At 63.4% G+C, this 16,412-nt stretch carries 10 protein-coding genes; 6 read left to right on the top strand and 4 right to left on the bottom strand.

The window, feature by feature from the left end; all coding sequences use genetic code 11:
• Nucleotides 1-512: 512 nt before the first annotated feature.
• Nucleotides 513-1,310 (bottom strand): transporter substrate-binding domain-containing protein, encoded by a 798-nt coding sequence (locus tag P0D96_RS06375; RefSeq protein ID WP_408284661.1) that lies wholly within the window; start codon nt 1,308-1,310, stop codon nt 513-515.
• 218 nt (nt 1,311-1,528) lie between these two features.
• Between P0D96_RS06375 and hemE the strand changes: the two genes are divergently transcribed.
• From hemE to P0D96_RS06355, 4 genes are all read left to right on the top strand, one after another.
• Nucleotides 1,529-2,629 (top strand): uroporphyrinogen decarboxylase, encoded by a 1,101-nt coding sequence (gene hemE, locus P0D96_RS06370; RefSeq protein ID WP_132376541.1) that lies wholly within the window; start codon nt 1,529-1,531, stop codon nt 2,627-2,629.
• 465 nt (nt 2,630-3,094) lie between these two features.
• Entirely contained in the window at nt 3,095-5,341 is a 2,247-nt protein-coding gene (locus tag P0D96_RS06365) for a primosomal protein N' (protein ID WP_408312499.1), read from the top strand.
• A 170-nt stretch (nt 5,342-5,511) separates the two neighbouring features.
• Nucleotides 5,512-6,933: a YeiH family protein gene (locus P0D96_RS06360; RefSeq protein ID WP_408312497.1), complete on the top strand. Its 1,422-nt coding sequence runs from the start codon at nt 5,512-5,514 to the stop codon at nt 6,931-6,933.
• Nucleotides 6,933-7,178, top strand: a complete 246-nt coding sequence (locus tag P0D96_RS06355) for a hypothetical protein (RefSeq protein WP_408312690.1) — start codon at nt 6,933-6,935, stop codon at nt 7,176-7,178. Before P0D96_RS06360 ends, P0D96_RS06355 begins: the two co-directional genes overlap by 1 nt.
• Before the next feature lie 112 nt (nt 7,179-7,290).
• On the opposite strand, the gene P0D96_RS06350 is transcribed toward P0D96_RS06355, so the two are convergent.
• Complete coding sequence (locus P0D96_RS06350; protein ID WP_165923883.1) at nt 7,291-7,458, bottom strand: hypothetical protein; 168 nt, start codon at nt 7,456-7,458, stop codon at nt 7,291-7,293.
• Nucleotides 7,459-7,772: 314 nt separating this feature from the next.
• On the opposite strand from P0D96_RS06350, the gene putA reads away from it, so the two are divergent.
• Both putA and P0D96_RS06340 read left to right on the top strand, forming a co-directional pair.
• On the top strand, nt 7,773-11,702 hold the full coding sequence (gene putA / locus P0D96_RS06345) for a trifunctional transcriptional regulator/proline dehydrogenase/L-glutamate gamma-semialdehyde dehydrogenase (protein WP_408312494.1): 3,930 nt from the start codon (nt 7,773-7,775) through the stop codon (nt 11,700-11,702).
• Nucleotides 11,703-11,790: 88 nt separating this feature from the next.
• Nucleotides 11,791-12,939 carry a branched-chain amino acid ABC transporter substrate-binding protein gene (locus P0D96_RS06340; RefSeq protein WP_132376545.1) on the top strand — a complete coding sequence of 383 codons (1,149 nt, stop codon included), beginning with the start codon at nt 11,791-11,793 and terminating at the stop codon, nt 12,937-12,939.
• A 143-nt stretch (nt 12,940-13,082) separates the two neighbouring features.
• Here P0D96_RS06340 and P0D96_RS06335 read toward each other — a convergent pair whose 3' ends face one another.
• A complete protein-coding gene (locus P0D96_RS06335; RefSeq protein ID WP_408284667.1) occupies nt 13,083-14,801 on the bottom strand; it encodes a thiamine pyrophosphate-binding protein in 1,719 nt (572 codons plus the stop codon).
• A gap of 218 nt (nt 14,802-15,019) precedes the next feature.
• Nucleotides 15,020-16,408, bottom strand: a complete 1,389-nt coding sequence (locus tag P0D96_RS06330) for an L-serine ammonia-lyase (RefSeq protein ID WP_408284669.1) — start codon at nt 16,406-16,408, stop codon at nt 15,020-15,022.
• Between the last annotated feature and the right edge of the window lie 4 nt (nt 16,409-16,412).

The raw sequence follows: 16,412 nt of genomic DNA, 5'->3' as shown, positions 1-16,412 counted from the left end.
GAGGGCATTGTGGGCGAATTAACCTACGAGCGCGGTAACAAAGTGTTTCAGGTTGTAACGCCCGCCAGATAAGGCGCTGCAGGATAAATTGCCAAAAGGAAACGTTTAAAACGCAATTTTTACCGATGACTCGCTCGCAATTTCATACGCATGATTGATGCTATTCGCGATGCATAATGCGGCGTAATCCGTTAAGTCGATTCCGCATGAAATGGTTGCACGTTCATCTTTTGGAACAGGAATCGCCCGTGTTACAGGTGCTTGCCCACCCGGACCGATTTCCGGAATCCAAATAATGTCGCCTGGCTGCGTTGCAACATCCCTCCTATACGCAATCGGGGCACAAGGGCCGGTTCGCTGGTTAATGGATTTGACGGTATTGTTCGGTTTTTACTTAACAGCACCCTGCACCGTTACATGATTGGCGCGTGAGGCAGGTCCTTTTGGCGTTTCTCGACCGACACCGCCTTACAGTGGAAACCGAAAAGAAGGCGGCCGAAAAACGCATTACGCTACTTCAGCCATTTATCTGAAATAGCTTGGTATTCGCCTGTGGCGCGCGCAAGGTGCAACCACTGATCGACGTACTGCTGGAACGCCACATCGCCACGCGGCAGCAACCAGGCCTTTTCTCCATACTGGAACGGCTTGTCCGGATGCACCGAGCAAAGTCCCGGATTCAGCTTCTGCTGCAACAGGGTCTCCGACGCATCCGTCACCATCACGTCCGCCTTGCCGGCGAGGATCTGCTTGAAGATCGTCACGTTATCCGGATAGACGGTCAGGTTTGCATGCGGAAAGTACTGTTTCGCGAAGCGCTCGTTGGTGCCGCCCGGATTGACGATCACGCGCGTCGCCGGCTGGTCGATTTGCGCCACGGTCTGATATTTGTTGCCGTCGTCACACCGAACGATCGGCGTCTTACCGTCGACCATGTAGGCCTCTGTGAAAAACGCGCGCTTTTGCCGTTCGAGGGTCGGCGACACGCCGCCCACGCCGACGTCGCATTTGGCCACAAAGTCGTTCATCAGGTTCGACCATGACGTTTTAACGTACTCCGTCTTGACGCCGAGCGATTTAGCGAGCGACTCCGTCATGTCGATATCGATGCCTTCGAACTGGCCGTCTGTCTTATAGAACGTGTACGGTTTGTAGTCGCCAGTCGTGCAGGCGCGCAGCGTGCCGCGCGCGAGGATGTCGTCGAGCCGCGAGGGCGCGCCGGCGGTGGCGCTGGTCTGTGCCCCGGCCACGCCGGCGTGCATCAAAACGCTGGCCAGCGCGCCGAGCAGTGCGAATGCTGCCTTGTTCATCGAGTCTCCTTGGTTGTATGTAATTGTTTGGTAAGTCCGTTGGATAATAGCCCGGCAATTCGCGCTTGAACATTGGCCGTTCAGCCAGGTCGCGACGCCACGGCCAACCTGCGGAAAACCGGCCGCGAGCGACGCGCACAACAGTTATTGGCCGGATCAAGCACGATGCGGTGAGCCGGGTCCGGTAAAATGCCCCTTTGCCCTCAGTCGTACGCAACGTGGCCCATAAACTCCTGAACGACACTTTCCTGCGCGCGCTGCTGCGCCAGCCGACCGACTACACGCCGATCTGGCTGATGCGGCAAGCTGGCCGCTACCTGCCGGAATACAACGCCACGCGTGGTCGAGCGGGCAGTTTCCTCGGTCTGGCAAAGAGCCCGGCGTTCGCGACGGAAGTCACCTTGCAGCCGCTCGAGCGTTACCCGCTCGACGCCGCGATCCTGTTCTCCGACATCCTGACCGTGCCCGACGCCATGGGGCTCGGCCTCGAGTTCGTGACCGGCGAGGGTCCCAAGTTTGTTCGCCCGGTACGCACGGAAGATGACGTCGCGCGTCTCGCGGTGCCGGACATCGACGCGACGCTGCGCTACGTGACCGACGCCGTGCGCGAAATTCGCACCGCGCTCACCGACGCCCAAGGCCGTCAACGCGTGCCGCTGATCGGTTTTTCGGGCAGCCCGTGGACGCTCGCGTGCTATATGGTCGAAGGCGGCGGTTCGGCGGATTTCCGCACGGTCAAGTCGATGCTCTATGCGCGGCCGGATCTGATGCATCGCATTCTCGACGTCAACGCGCGCTCGGTCGCGGCTTACCTGAACGCGCAAATCGAAGCAGGCGCGCAAGCCGTGATGATTTTCGACACGTGGGGCGGGGCGCTGGCGGACGGCGTCTATCAACGCTTTTCGCTGCACTACATCCAGCAGGTGGTGAGCCAGCTGAAGCGCGATCACGACGGCGAAAAAGTGCCGGTGATCACCTTCACGAAGGGCGGCGGCCTGTGGCTCGACGAGATCGCCGAGATCGGCGTGGATGCGGTCGGCCTCGACTGGACGGTGAACCTGAGCAAGGCGCGCGAGCGCGTGGGCGGGAAGGTGGCGCTACAAGGCAACATCGATCCCTCGGTGCTGTTCGCGCCGCCGGCTGCGATCCGCATGGAAGCGCGCGCGGTGCTCGACAGCTTCGGGAATCACCCGGGCCATGTGTTCAATCTCGGCCACGGCATTTCGCAGTTCACGCCGCCGGAGAACGTCGCCGAACTCGTGGACGAGGTGCATCGTCACAGCCGGGCGATTCGCAGTGGCGCTCATGCACCGGTATGAAGCCGTAATCGTTACCAATTTTTGTTGCAACGCAGCGAACTGGGCTCTCGGCCTAAGGGAAAATTTGCAGCTAGCGGGCCGTCAGATGGCGGTCCTGAGAAAGTCAAGACTTGACTTATGCACATTCATCACGCTGCGGCGCGGTAGAAGCTTTAGTCGCGTCCTGGCCCTTGCACATTGCAGGCGCATTTGATCTAAGCCTTGTCTGGCAAGGGTTTCACGGCATCAGTACAGAATGTGCGGAATCCCACAGAAGGCCGCTGCGGCGCGGTTCCCGGGCTGTCCGGGCAAAGTTCTCAACAAAGTTATCCACAGGCACGCGGACCGATTGCAATTGTTCAGCGGAATCCAAAACTTAGCGCCGAAATTGAAGTTTTACTTTAACTTCGACGGGTTCACCGTCTGCGTAACGGGCACCAAGATGCGGCGTCGTGTCGCGCCCATTCTTCTGATCTCCACTCGCGCGTGAGTGACGTGTTCGTCCGCGTTGCGCTGGATCATCCGCTGCCGACCCTGTTCGACTACCGGTGCGACACGCCCGAACCCGTCGCGCCGGGTATCCTGGTGAGCGTGCCGTTCGGCAAGCGCCATGTCGTCGGGCTCGTCTGCGAAGTGACCGCTCACAGCGACGTACCGTCCGACCGTCTTCGCTCGGTGAGCAGCGTATGCACCGCTTGTCCGCCGATATCGTCGGAATGGCTGAAGCTGGCTGCCTTCGCTGCCGACTATTACCAGCGTGGTCTCGGGGAAGTCGCGTTGCCCGCGTTGCCGCAGGCGCTGCGCGATGCGTCCCGCTGGTCGCGCCTGTTCGCACCGGAAGAGCGCTACAGCCTGACGCCTGAAGGCCGCACGGCGTTGCCCGATGCCCTGCCGGCTCGGGCAAGCGCATTGCGCAAGCTGGCGCAGGCCTTGGCGGAGACAGAATTCCTGCTTGCCGCCGACGCCCGCGCTCTGCACCCGAAAGCGATCGCGACGCTCGACGCGTGGCGAGCGGAAGGCTGGGTTGCGCTGGACATCATTGAAGCCGCCGCCGTCCTTGCCGCCGCCGCTTCGCCTGACGCGCCCGCGCCCACGCTGCCCACGCTCACCGACGAGCAGGCGGCGGCCGTCGAAGCAATCCGCGACGCCGAAGGCTTTGCGCCGTTCCTGCTGCACGGCGTGACGGGCAGCGGCAAGACCGAGGTCTATCTGCGTGCGCTCGCCGAGATTCTGGCCGCGAAGCCCGACGCCCAGGCGCTCGTCCTCGTGCCCGAAATCAATCTGACACCGCAGTTCGAGGCGGCCTTCCGCGCACGCTTCGCCGCGCTCGAAGGCACGTCGATCGTCACACTGCATAGCGGTCTCGCGGAAGGCGAGCGCGCCCGCAACTGGTTCGCCGCGCACACCGGCCGCGCGCGCATCGTGCTCGGCACGCGGCTGGCGGTGCTGGCGTCGCTGCCCAAGCTCGCGATCATCGTCGTCGACGAGGAGCACGATCCGGCCTACAAGCAGCAGGAAGGCTTGCGTTATTCGGCGCGCGATCTGGCGATCTATCGCGCCAAGCAACTCGACTTGCCGGTCGTGCTCGGCTCGGCCACGCCGTCGCTGGAGAGCTGGTGGCAGGCTGACCAGGGGCGTTACAAACGGCTCACGTTGTCGCGCCGTGCCGTCGCCGAGGCCGTGCTGCCCACGGTCAAACTGATCGATCTGGAAGAGGAGCGACGGCGTGGACGGGCGTCGGTGGAAGGTTTGTCGGGGCCGTTGATCGCCGCGCTGAAGGCGCGACTCGAACGCGGCGAGCAAAGCCTCGTGTTCCTGAACCGCCGCGGTTACGCACCGCAGCTTGCTTGCGATGCCTGCGGCTGGGTCGCCGGTTGTCCGCGATGCAGCGCCTATGTCGTGCTCCACAAGCCCGAGCGTGCACTGCGCTGCCACCATTGCGGCTGGGAAGCGCGCATTCCGCGCTCGTGCCCGGAGTGCGGCAACGTCGACATCGCGCCGATGGGCCGAGGCACGCAGCGCGTCGAAGAAACACTGGCAAGCGCGGTGCCCAGCGCCCGAATATTGCGAATCGACGCCGACAGCACGCGCCGCAAAGGCAGCGCGCAGGCGCTGTTTTCCGACGTCCATGCGGGCGAGGTCGACATCCTCGTCGGCACGCAGATGATCGCCAAGGGTCACGACTTCCAGCGCGTGTCGCTGGTCGGCGTGCTGAACGCCGACACCGCGCTGTTTTCCCACGACTTCCGCGCGAGCGAGCGACTCTTCGCTCAACTGATGCAGGTGAGCGGCCGGGCAGGCCGCGCGGGTCTGCCCGGCGAAGTGCTGGTGCAGACACGTTATCCGCGCCACGCGCTCTACCACGCGCTAGGCCGCCACGACTACGTCGGCTTTGCCAACTCCACGCTGGCCGAGCGGCGTGACGCGCACTTGCCGCCATTCGTCTATCAGGCTTTGTTGCGCGCCGAAGGCCGCACGCTCGAAGCCGCGCTCGCCTTCCTGCAGCAGGCGGCGGCCGAACTCACCGGTATTCCAGCCGCCGAACGCGTGACTGTCTACGATGCCGTGCCGCTCACCATCGTCAAGGTGATGCACGTGCATCGCGCGCAGTTGCTGATCGAGAGCGCGTCGCGGGCCGCTTTGCAGGCGACCTTGCGCGCCTGGCAGCCGCTGCTGCGCGGTCTGAAAGGCGTGCTGCGGTGGAATCTCGAAGTCGATCCGCTCGACATCTAAGGCGCGTCGCCGGGCCGACGCCGTCGTTACTCCTTTCGGTCATATTCTTAGAGCGAATGGTCGTTTCGTTTTGCGACGCCGCTCGCCTATATTTCGCCGGATCGGCGCACCTTCAGGCAAAACTCCAACATTCCCGCGCCGATGCACCTCAACTTCCTCGGGGCATGGCGATGAGCGATACCAATCCGACGCTGCAACCCGGCGCGGCGCCGACGAATCGGCACAGCACGCACGGTGGCGGACTTTTTTCAACTGAAGACTGGTGGGCAGTGTGGGTCGGCCTGCTGGTGATCGTGGTCGCCTGGGCGCTATTCGCGTCGGGCAGGAGCATCAAGTGGCTGGCGGTGGCGCCGGCTAAATGGTCGAGCGTGGCGCAGGCCGCGCAGGATATCGGCAAGCGTTTGCCCAACTATGCCGCGCTGTTTATCGCGTTCGCCCTGCTATTCGGCGTGAGCCTGGCAGCGCTGAAGCAGCGGATCGGCGCGTTCCTGGCGTCGTTCCTGATTCTGTTCATCGCGTCGGCGCTGATTTTCACGCTCGGCGCGTGGGTCAACGCGTCGAAGTACAACCTCGAGCCGCCGCTCGTCGCGCTGGCGCTGGGCCTGCTGATCTCGAACGTGTTCACGCTGCCTGAATGGATTTCTGCCGGCTTGCGCGTCGAGTTTTATATCAAGGTCGGTATCGTGCTGCTCGGCGCGACGTTACCGTTCACATTGCTGGTGTGGGCGGGACCGGTGGCGGTCGGCCAGGCGACCGTCGTCTCGCTTGTCACCTTCTTCGTGATTTTCTTTGCCGCGAAGGCATTCGGCCTCGACCGGCGTTTTGCCGCCGTGCTCGGCGTCGGCGGCGCGGTGTGCGGCGTCTCGGCGGCGATCGCGATTGCCGGCGCGGTGCGGGCCAAGCGCGAACAGGCTTCGGTGGCGATTACACTGGTCGTGCTGTGGGCGATCGTGATGATCTTCGTGTTGCCGTTCGCGTCCCGCTCGCTCGGACTGTCGACCGCGGTCGCCGGCGCCTGGATAGGCACGTCGGAATTCGCCGACGCCGCCGGCATCGCGGCCGCGCAAGCGTATGGCGATTTCGCGAAGCATGCGGGCGGCGCGATTGCGGGCGCGCCGGAGGCGTCATTGCAGGCGTTCACGCTGATGAAAGTGGTCGGCCGCGATATCTGGATCGGGATCTGGGCGTTCGTGCTGGCGATCGTCGCGACGACGCGCTGGGAGTCCCAAGACAGCGGCGTCAAAGCCAAGGCCAATGCCGGCGAGATCTGGGCGCGCTTTCCGAAGTTCGTGATCGGCTTCGTGATCGCGTCGGCGCTGGTGACGTGGATTGCCAGCCACTATTCACTGGCAGATTACCGCAAGGTGGTGACGCCCGAATTCGTCGCGCCGATTACGGCGTTGCGCACGTGGGCGTTCACTTTCTGCTTCCTGAGCATCGGGCTAACCACGCGCTTACGCTCGCTCACCGCCACCGGCCTGAAGCCGTTCCTCGCCTTTACGGTAGGCGTGGTGGTCAATATCGCCATCGGCTACGCGCTGTCCGCGCACGTGTTCGCGCCGTACTGGAACAGCGTGGGGCAGGGCTCGTGATGCGCAACGCGGGCCGCATCGACAGCACGGCACAGGCGCGCGAAGAAACGCGCGCGCCGTGCTGCGCGGGCTGCCGGTATCGCGCTGAGAATCGGGATTCGTTAGAGCAGGGCATTCCGGGTCTCGCGGTGTTCGGTTCTGCGTTCGGCGCGAGCGTGGCGGACAGCCGGCTTTGCCGGCTGCACGATCAACTCGTTTCGCCCGGCGACAGCTGCGCACAGTTCGAACCGCTTCATCAACATTGACACGCGCCTAAGCCACGCCGCGGCGTCGAGCCGGGCGGTGCATGCGTCCTGCCGCTGTGCCAGCCGGAGATCGGCGTCGCTCTGTCCGGCACGGAACGCCGGACGCGACCATTCACTCGTTTAATGCGGTCCGCGCGTCGCTCGCCGATGCGCGCGATGCCGCGGGCGTGTGTCCCTCGGCATCGCGCCTTCCCGGCCCACGCGTCGCGCCGCGGATGAACAGCACCGCGCAAGTCGCGCACATCGCCCAGATGCCCAATATCACCAGCCACTTTTCCATTTCGCCTGTCCTCTAAAACCCCGTACCGTTTTTTTGTGCGTCCCCGGAGGCCGCGTGCCGCTATGTTCCGTATAACGGCGCGCCGACCTGTTCTGATAAGGGTAAATGCAAAAAGAATCACGCCAGGGAAAGTACTAAGCGCAACCGCCGTACCCGCGCTCAGCGCCATCTAGCGCAAACCCCCGCCGCACAAGGCTCCCGTCAGGGTGCAACCATGCGTTTAACATGGTTGCACCTTTTTATTGGGAGGCGTACGATTCGCCCAACTTTTAGTCTTTTTCCAGCACATTCGTCTGGTATCCGAAGAAGGAAACATGGCTAGCACCACCCTTGGCGTCAAGGTCGACGACCTCCTGCGTTCCCGGCTGAAAGATGCCGCCACTCGTCTCGAACGCACTCCGCACTGGCTCATCAAGCAGGCCATCTTCGCGTACCTCGAAAAGATCGAGCACGGTCAGTTGCCGCCCGAGCTGTCGGGCGTGACGGGCTCGGCGGATCTCGCCGACGGCGCCACGGTCGAGCAGGAAGAAGACGGCGCGTCGCACCCGTTCCTCGAGTTCGCGCAAAACGTGCAACCGCAGTCGGTGCTGCGCGCGGCGATCACGGCCGCTTACCGTCGTCCGGAGCCGGAATGCTTGCCGTTCCTGCTTGGTCAGGCGCGCTTGCCGGCGAACCTCGCGGGCGATGTGCAGACCATGGCCGGCAAGCTCGTCGAGACGCTGCGTACGAAGAGCAAGGGCGGTGGCGTCGAAGGGCTGATCCACGAGTTCTCGCTGTCGAGCCAGGAAGGCGTGGCGCTGATGTGCCTCGCCGAAGCGCTGCTGCGCATTCCCGACCGCGCCACGCGCGACGCGCTGATCCGCGACAAGATCAGCAAGGGCGACTGGAAATCGCACGTCGGCCAGGCGCCGTCGCTGTTCGTCAACGCCGCGACCTGGGGCTTGATGATTACCGGTAAGCTGGTGACGACCAATAGCGAAACGAGTCTCTCGTCGGCGCTCACGCGTTTGATCGGCAAGGGCGGCGAGCCGCTGATCCGCAAGGGCGTCGATATGGCGATGCGACTGATGGGCGAGCAGTTCGTCACGGGTGAGAATATCTCCGAAGCGCTGGCCAATAGCCGCAAGTACGAAGCGCGCGGCTTCCGCTACTCGTATGACATGCTGGGCGAAGCGGCCACCACCGAAGCTGACGCGCAGCGTTACTACGCGTCGTACGAACAGGCGATCCACGCGATCGGCAAGGCTGCCGGCGGCCGTGGCATCTACGAAGGCCCGGGCATCTCGATCAAGCTCTCCGCGCTGCACGCACGCTACTCGCGTTCGCAGCAGGAACGCACGATGAGCGAACTGCTGCCGCGCGTGCGCTCGCTCGCGATCCTCGCGCGCCGCTACGACATCGGCCTGAACATCGACGCCGAAGAAGCCGACCGCCTCGAAATCTCGCTCGACCTGCTCGAAGCGTTGTGCTTCGATCCGGAACTGGCCGGCTGGAACGGCATCGGCTTCGTGGTGCAGGCGTATCAGAAGCGCTGCCCGTTCGTGATCGACTACATCATCGATCTGGCGCGCCGTAGCCGTCACCGCATCATGGTGCGCCTCGTGAAGGGCGCGTACTGGGACACCGAAATCAAGCGCGCGCAAGTGGACGGCCTCGAAGGCTATCCGGTCTACACGCGCAAGATCTACACGGACGTGTCGTACCTGGCGTGCGCGAAAAAACTGCTGAGCGCGCCCGACGCGGTCTATCCGCAGTTCGCCACGCACAACGCGCACACGCTCTCGGCGATCTATCACCTCGCGGGCAACAACTACTATCCCGGCCAGTACGAGTTCCAGTGCCTGCACGGCATGGGGGAGCCGCTGTACGAGGAAGTCACCGGCCGCGACAAGCTGAACCGTCCGTGCCGCGTGTATGCGCCGGTCGGCACGCATGAAACGCTGCTCGCGTACCTCGTGCGCCGCTTGCTGGAAAACGGCGCGAACACGTCGTTCGTGAATCGCATTGCCGATGAAAGCGTCGCGATCAAGGACCTGATCGCCGACCCGGTCGACGAAGCCTCGAAGATCGTGCCGCTCGGCGCGCCGCACGCGAAGATTCCGCTGCCGCGCAACCTGTACGGCGCCGAGCGTCTCAATTCGATGGGTCTCGATCTGTCGAACGAGCATCGGCTGGCGTCGCTGTCGTCGGCGTTGCTGGCGAGCGCGCATCATCCGTGGCGTGCCGCGCCGATGCTCGAGGACAACGAGATTGCCGTTGGCGTCGCACGCGACGTGCGCAATCCGGCGGATCATCGCGACCTCGTCGGCACGGTCGTCGAAGCGACGCCGGAGCATGTGAGCGCCGCGCTGGCGCATGCCGTCGCCGCTGCACCGATCTGGCAAGCCACGCCGGTCGAAGCGCGCGCCGATTGCCTCGCGCGTGCCGCCGATCTGCTCGAAGCGCAGATGCATACGCTGATGGGTCTGGTGGTGCGTGAAGCCGGCAAGTCGCTGGCCAACGCGGTCGCGGAAATCCGCGAAGCAATCGACTTCCTGCGCTATTACTCCACGCAGATTCGCGACGAGTTCTCCAACGACACGCATCGCCCGCTCGGTCCGGTGGTCTGTATCAGCCCGTGGAATTTCCCGTTGGCGATTTTCATGGGCCAGGTAGCCGCGGCGCTTGCTGCCGGCAACACCGTGCTCGCGAAGCCGGCTGAACAAACGCCGCTGATCGCCGCGCAAGCCGTGCGCATTCTGCGCGAAGCCGGCGTGCCGGCGGGCGCAGTGCAACTGCTGCCGGGCAATGGTGAAACGGTGGGCGCTGCGTTGGTGGCCGATCCGCGCACCCGCGCGGTGATGTTCACCGGTTCGACGGAAGTGGCGCGCCTCATCAACAAGACGCTGTCGAGCCGCCTCGATCCGGACGGCAAGCCGATTCCGCTGATCGCCGAAACGGGCGGCCAGAACGCGATGATCGTCGACTCGTCGGCGCTGGCTGAACAGGTGGTCGCGGACGTGCTGCAATCGTCTTTCGACTCCGCCGGTCAACGGTGTTCCGCGCTGCGCGTTCTTTGTCTGCAGGACGATGTTGCGGACCGCACGCTGGAGATGCTGACCGGCGCGATGCGCGAACTCGCCGTGGGCAATCCGGATCGTCTGTCGATCGATGTCGGTCCGGTGATCGACCTCGACGCGAAACGCGGCATCGACTCGCACGTCGCGGCGATGCGCGAGAAAGGCCGCAAGGTCGAGCAACTGCCGATGCCCGACGGTTGCGCACAAGGCACCTTCGTTCCGCCGACGCTGATCGAACTCGACAGCATCGACGAATTGAAGCGCGAAGTGTTCGGCCCGGTGCTGCACGTGGTGCGTTATCGCCGCAGCCAGCTCGACAAGCTGCTGGAACAGATCCGCACGACCGGCTACGGCCTGACGCTCGGCATCCATACGCGCATCGATGAAACCATCGCTCACGTGATCAGCCGCGCTCACGTCGGCAACATTTATGTGAACCGCAATGTGATCGGTGCTGTGGTGGGTGTGCAGCCGTTCGGCGGTGAAGGTTTGTCGGGCACGGGTCCGAAAGCGGGCGGCGCGCTGTATCTGCAGCGTTTATTGGCGACGCGTCCGGCCGGTTTGCCGAAGTCGCTCGCACAGGCATTGGTCGCGGATGTACCGCACGCAGCAGAAAACAGCGACAATCCGTCCGCTGCGTTGACGGCGTATCGCGACTGGCTGATTGCTGAACAACAGCCGGTGCTGGCCGCACGCTGCGACGGCTATCTGTCGCATGTGCCGGCGGGCGCCACCGCGGTACTGTCGGGACCGACTGGCGAGCGCAACACGTACACGCTCGGCGCGCGCGGCACGGTGCTGTGTGTTGCATCGACGGCGAGCGGTGCGCGCGTGCAGTTCGCCGCGGCGCTGGCTACGGGAAATCGCGCGTTGTTCGAAGGCGCTGCTGGTGAACAATTGGTGGCGCAGTTGCCCGCATCGCTGAAGTCACATGCGAGCGTGAAGAAGAGCGCTGACACGCCGTTCGACGCCGTGCTGTTCGAAGGCGATAGCGACGAACTGCTGGCGCTGGTGAAGGAAGTCGCGAAGCGTCCGGGCCCGATCGTTTCGGTGCAGGGCGTCGCGGCACGCGCGTTGGAAAGCGGCGATGAGGATTACGCGCTCGAGCGTCTGTTGACGGAACGCTCGGTCAGCGTGAATACGGCAGCAGCCGGCGGTAATGCGAATTTGATGACGATCGGTTGAGCGAACCTTAACGATCTTTTCAAAAAAGAAGGAAGCGGTACGGCGACCCCGAAACCGCTCCATCCACACCTGGTACCAAGGAGAAGCTATGCAACACAAGATGAAACAGCTGGCAGGCGCTGCACTGGTTGCAGCGATGTCGCTGGCGGGGACGGCCAATGCTCAATCGACGGAAGATGTGAAGGTCGGCTTCGCCGGCCCGATGACGGGCGCGCAGGCGCACTACGGCAAGGACTTCCAGAACGGCATCACGCTGGCAGTGGAAGACATGAACGCGACCAAGCCGGTGATCGGCGGCAAGCAAGTCCGCTTCGTGCTGGATTCGGCCGACGACCAGGCTGACCCGCGCACCGGCACGACGGTTGCACAGAAGCTGGTGGATGACGGCATCAAGGGCATGCTCGGCCACTTCAACTCGGGCACCACGATCCCGGCTTCGCGCATTTACGCGAACGCGGGCATCCCCGAAATCGCAATGGCGACGGCGCCGGAATACACGCAACAAGGCTTCAAGACCACGTTCCGCATGATGACGTCCGACACGCAGCAAGGTTCGGTCGCCGGCACGTTCGCGGTGAAGACCTTGGGCATGAAGAAGATCGTGATCGTCGACGACCGCACGGCCTACGGCCAAGGTCTGGCGGATCAGTTCGAAAAGGCAGCGAAGGCAGCGGGCGGCCAGATCGTCGATCGTGAATACACCAACGACAAGGCCGTCGACTTCAAGTCGATCCTGACCAAGCTGAAGTCGGTGCAACCGGATCTGATCTACTACGGCGGCGCGGATTCGCAAGCGGCACCGATGGTCAAGCAGATGAAGGCACTGGGCATCAAGGCGCCGCTGATGGGCGGCGAAATGGTCCACACGCCGACGTTCATCCAGATCGCGGGTGACGCGGCGAACGGCACGGTAGCATCGCTCGCCGGCCTGCCGCTGGAAGAAATGCCGGGCGGCAAGGACTACGTCGCGAAGTACAAGAAGCGTTTCAACGAAGACGTGCAAACGTACTCGCCGTACGCTTACGACGGCGCAATGGCCATGTTCGACGCAATGAAGAAGGCGAACTCGACCGATCCGGCCAAGTACCTGCCGGTGCTCGCGAAGACCTCGATGCCGGCAGTGACGGCGTCGAACCTCGCGTACGACAGCAAGGGCGACCTGAAGAACGGCGGCATCACGCTGTACAAGGTTGTCGACGGCAAGTGGACGACGCTGCAAAGCGTGGGTGGGAAGTAAGCAGCTCTGCCTGCTAGAGCACTCGGCTGCCGCGTGATGGTTTGACGCGGCAGCCGATGCAAAAAAAGCCCTGCGGTTTTCGAACGCAGGGCTTTTTGTTTGGTACTTCGCGACGTCGCCTGCCGAATGGCACGACAACGCAACTACTCCCCTCGCATCTTCCTCCCCTGCTCACGAATCTGTTCCAACGTCGCGCCCGGCGTGCTCGCTTCCTGCGGCATGCGAATCTCGATCACCGCCGCGCACTTCGCCTCCATCGAACGCTTTAGCGCAGGCAGAAAATCCTCAGTCCGCTCCACCGTCTCACCATGCGCGCCGAACGAACGCGCGAACGCTGCGAAATCCGGATTGGTGAGCCCGGTGCCATGCACGCGGTTCGGATAGTGCCGCTCCTGATGCATGCGGATCGTGCCGAAGTGACCGTTATTCACCACAATGAACAGCACATGCAGGTCATACTGCATCGCCGTCGCGAGTTCTTGCGCGGCCATCATGAAGCAGCCGTCGCCGGCCAGCGCAACGACAGCGCGTTGCGGATACATCGACTTCGCCGCGATCGCCGCCGGCACGCCGTAGCCCATCGCGCCACTCGTCGGCGCGAGTTGCGAACGGTAATGGCGATACGAAAAGTGCCGATGCAGCCACGTCGCGTAATTGCCCGCACCGTTGGTGAGAATCGCGTCGTCCGGTAGATGCGCGCGCAACTGCTGGATCACTTCGCCCATCTGCACGTCGCCAGGAATCTGACGCGGTTTGCGCCAGTCGAGATACGCTCGATGCGCCTCGTCCGTCGCGCCCGACCAGGCGAGTTTATCGGACGAAGGCTTCAACTCCGCAAGCAGCGCTGCCAGCTCTGGCATGCCGGAAACGATCGGCAGATCCGCCGCATACACGCGGCCCAATTCCTCCGCACCTTGATGCACATGCACGAGCGTTTGTTTGGTCTTCGGAATGTCGAGCAGCGTGTAGCCGTTGGTCGTCGCTTCGCCCAAACGCGGTCCGATTGCGAGCAGCACGTCGGCGTCGCGGATACGTTGCGCCAGCGCCGGATTGATACCCAAGCCGACGTCGCCGGCATAGTTCGGATGCTCGTTGTCGAGTGTGTCCTGAAAGCGGAACGCGAGTCCAACCGGCAGTTGCCAGTTTTCGACGAAGCGTCGAAAGTCCGCGCACGCAGCAGGCGTCCAGCCGCTGCCGCCCGCAATCACCATCGGCCGTTGCGCGCCTTCTAGCAATACGCGCAACTTCTCGATCTGCGCCGCCGACGGTGACGCCGCGACGCGCTGATACGCCGGCGCGCCGGCCACGGCTTCGCATGCATCGCTCAACACGTCTTCCGGCAACGACAACACCACGGGCCCTGGACGCCCGGAAGTCGCCGTGTGAAACGCATGGCTGAGATATTCGGGAATGCGTTTCGGATCGTCGATTTGTGCGACCCACTTCGCCATCTGACCGAACATGCGCCGATAGTCGATCTCCTGGAATGCCTCGCGGTCGAGATGCTCGCGCGCGCATTGGCCGATCAGCAGAATCATCGGCGTGGAATCCTGGAACGCGGTGTGCACGCCGATCGACGCATGCGTGGCACCCGGTCCGCGTGTGACGAGTGCGACGCCTGGCCGGCCGGTCAATTTGCCGACGGCCTCCGCCATATTCGCCGCAGCCGCTTCGTGACGGCAAACAATGGTCTGGATGCGTTCGGTCTCGTCGTGCAGCGAATCCAGCACGGCAAGAAAACTCTCGCCAGGCACACAGAAAACACGCTCGACACCGTGCGTGAGCAAAGCATCGACGACGAGACGCGCGCCAGTGGTTTGAGCGGCGGCGGAACCGGAAACAGGAGCATTCGGCTGCGACATTGCGGTGAAGCCTCCAGGCAGTGCATGAGTGCGATGTGAGGATGCCGCCGTCGGCAGGACGCTAGCCGATGCGGCGCTTCGACAGCTTACGCCGAGCGCGGCTGCGCTGTCACGGCGCAGCGCAACCTTGGTGCTCGCGCATCACGTGCCGCGCGAATAAAAACGCGAGCCTTATAGCCCGCGTCGTCATTCATCGTAAAGCCCGGAAAGCGCGCAACTCAACACTCGACGATATTCACCGCCAACCCGCCGCGCGACGTTTCCTTGTACTTGGTCTTCATATCCGCGCCGGTTTCGCGCATGGTCTTGATCACCGAATCGAGCGACACGTAATGGCTGCCATCGCCGCGCAAAGCCATGCGCGCCGCATTGACCGCCTTCACCGATGCCATCGCATTGCGTTCGATGCACGGAATCTGCACCATGCCGCCGACCGGATCGCACGTCAGCCCAAGGTTGTGCTCCATGCCGATTTCCGCGGCGTTCTCGACCTGGCGTGGCGTGCCGCCCATGACGGCAGCAAGCGCGCCCGCCGCCATCGAACACGCGACGCCCACTTCGCCCTGGCAACCCACTTCGGCGCCGGAAATCGACGCGTTCAGCTTGTACAGAATACCGATCGCCGCGGCGGTCATCAGGAAGTCGATCACGCCTTGCTGATTCGAGCCCGGCATGAAACGCGTGTAGTAATGCAGCACGGCCGGGATGATGCCGGCCGCCCCGTTGGTCGGCGCTGTCACCACGCGTCCGCCGGCGGCGTTTTCTTCGTTGACGGCGATCGCATAGAGATTGATCCAGTCGATCATCGACAGCGGATCGCGCAATGCCAGTTCAGGATTGCCCGACAGCGCGCGATACAACTGCGGCGCGCGACGCTTCACCTGGAACGGACCGGGCAAGTTACCGTCGGCGTCCGGATTGTTGATGCCGCAACCTCGCGATACACACGATTGCATCACGTCCCAGATCTTCAGCAAGCCCGCGCGCGTCTCTTCTTCCGTATGCCAGACGCGCTCGTTGTCCCACATCAGTTGAGCGATGCTCTTGCCGGTGGATTCGCACAGCGCGAGCAACTCGTTGCCGCTGCGAAACGAATGCGGCAGTTGATCGACGGCGCTCAGCACCTTCGTGTTCGGCGCGCCAGCCGTGACCACGAAGCCGCCACCCACCGACAGATAGGTCGATTCCCGCAACGTTTCGCCCTGCGCGTCGAACGCGCGCAACTTCAGACCATTCGGATGCTCGGGCAGCGCCTGACGATAAAACGAAATGTGATCCTTCTGCACGAACGGCACCTCGTGCGTGCCGAGCAGCGCCAGCTTGCGGGACAGGCGCACGGCTTCGAGCCGTTCAACGATCGTGTCCGGGTCCACAGTGTCGGGCGCATCGCCCATCAGGCCGAGCATGACGCCGCGATCGGTGCCGTGCCCCTTGCCCGTCGCGCCGAGCGAGCCGTACAGATCCACTTTCACCGATGCGGTCGCAGCGAGCAGCCCATCGCGTTCGAGCCCGTGTGCGAACATCAGCGCCGCGCGCATCGGCCCGACCGTATGCGAACTGGACGGACCAATGCCGATTTTGAAGAGGTCGAACACGCTGACTGCCATTTAC

Source organism: Paraburkholderia sp. RL17-347-BIC-D (genome assembly GCF_046027915.1).
Taxonomy (GTDB): domain Bacteria; phylum Pseudomonadota; class Gammaproteobacteria; order Burkholderiales; family Burkholderiaceae; genus Paraburkholderia.
The sequence above is the reverse complement of the archived record's forward strand: the minus strand, read 5'-3'. Positions and strand labels throughout refer to the sequence as shown.